Here is a 1,865-nt window from a genome sequence, read left to right as displayed (position 1 = left end):
TTGTGCGCCGAGCATGGCGTTGATCTAGGAGGTGAAAGTCCTCTACGGGCTCAGTCGAGCGAGAACCGTTAGCCTATGCAAGGGTGTTCACCGTGAGGTGAAATCTGAAGGAAGCAAATGGCAAAACTTGGTTGTGACGAACAGAAATCTGATAGTAGGTCATTACAACTTGGGCAACCTAGCAATAGATAGAATAGCCCGATGCCTCGACGGGAAGTGTGTAGTGATAAATCAGGCACGGCCAAGGGAAAGAGCAACGTCTTACCTCGGGAGATCTTATTACTTGTCTCGATAGAGACTAATACAGCAGCGATGCGGTATGACGAGCAATAAGAAGTCAGCAGAAGGCATAATACCTTAAGGAAGTACAACTTAAGGGAAGGCCCGAACTGAATATATCAAGAAGCAGTCACTAGACACTCAATCATGTGGGGTCATAGCAAGATGAAAACCATCTCTACGTCCCAATGGGCGATACAGCAAGTAAAGCTCATGGTGATGAAGAATGACAAGCATGATTGGCGTAAACAGGAGGACGAGTCTTGGTGATCTCAACGTCGTTGATGGAGCAAATCTGCTCTTCAACCAACTTGAATCAAGCTCTACGAAGAGTGAAGAAGAACAAAGGATGTGCAGGTGTCGACAAACTCGACATAGATGCGACTATCTCAACACTTCGACAGGCTTCAAATGGGCAAGCGCTTCGCCAGAGTCTTCTGGAAGGAAGCTACCAACCTCAACCGGTACTTGGTGTAGAAATCCCTAAACCTAGTGGTGGCGTAAGGCAACTAGGTATCCCAACCGTGCTTGATAGAGTTGTCCAACAGGCAATGACCTCAGTACTGTCAGATATCTATGACCCCAAGTTCTCCAATAGCAGTTACGGATTTAGACCAAACCGCAGTGCGCACCATGCATTAACGGCAGCCAGTCATTACATCCGAGAAGGTCGAGGTTATGTTGTAGATATCGACCTAGCGAAATACTTCGACACAGTGAATCACGATAGACTGATGTACAGACTGTCACAGGACATCAGTGATAAACGAGTGTTGAAGCTCATCAGGTCATATCTACAGGCAGGCATAATGCGAAACGGGATGGTTGAACAGAGACAAAGAGGGACACCACAGGGTGGACCATTATCCCCGTTGCTATCCAATATCGTATTAGATGAACTGGATAAAGAGTTAGAGCGCAGAGGGCATAAGTTCTGTCGATATGCAGACGACTGCCAAATCTACGTTCATAGTGAAGAAGCCGCTTATCGAGTTAAAGAGTCGATAACGGAGTTCTTGGAGCAAAAGCTGAAGCTCACGGTAAATCGAGAGAAAAGTGGTGCGACAAGAGTGACAGAGCGGACTTACTTAAGCCACCGCTTCGGGATAGATGGAACAATCCATCTATCGAAGGCAGCACAAACTCAAATGAAGAAGCGAGTGCGGCAGATAACGAAGCGAAACCGAGGGCGAGAGTTGCAAGCAGTCATAGCGGAATTAACTCAATACCTAAGAGGTTGGCAACACTACTTCAAACTCGCCATACGGAAAAGCAGCTTGCAGCGCTTAGACGAATGGATACGGCGACGGCTACGATGTTACCGCTTAAAACAACGCAAACGCAGATACGGCATAGCGACATGGTTACAACAACAAGGTGTAACGGAGCGCAATGCGTGGAAGGTAGCGATGTCAGATAAAGGGTGGTGGCACTTGGCCTTAACGCCGCAGTTAAATCACGCCATGCCAATAAAATGGTTCGAGGAGTTGGGCCTGTACTCATTGCGAGATGGGTATGAGTCACTGAAAATATATTCGGAACCGCCGTATGCGACCCACGCTTGTACGGTGGTGTGAGAGGACGGA

1 protein-coding gene is annotated in these 1,865 nt (G+C 47.6%); it reads left to right on the top strand.

Features of this window, described 5'->3' with window-relative positions; all coding sequences use genetic code 11:
- Nucleotides 1–563: 563 nt before the first annotated feature.
- The gene (gene ltrA / locus AB4274_RS12645) at nucleotides 564–1,856 is read left to right on the top strand and encodes a group II intron reverse transcriptase/maturase (RefSeq protein WP_170962452.1); all 1,293 of its coding nucleotides are present in this window, start codon (nucleotides 564–566) and stop codon (nucleotides 1,854–1,856) included.
- Nucleotides 1,857–1,865: the final 9 nt, after the last annotated feature.

Origin of the sequence: Vibrio sp. 10N.261.55.A10 (assembly GCF_041470825.1) — a bacterium.
GTDB lineage: Bacteria > Pseudomonadota > Gammaproteobacteria > Enterobacterales > Vibrionaceae > Vibrio > Vibrio crassostreae_C.
Note: the sequence above shows the minus strand (reverse complement) of the source record. Positions and strands in the feature narration are given on the sequence as shown.

Coding starts and splice junctions, on each gene's coding strand:
- ltrA (WP_170962452.1), top strand. CDS start 564: ATGGAGCAAATCTGCTCTTCAACCAACTTGAATCAAGCTCTACGAAGA.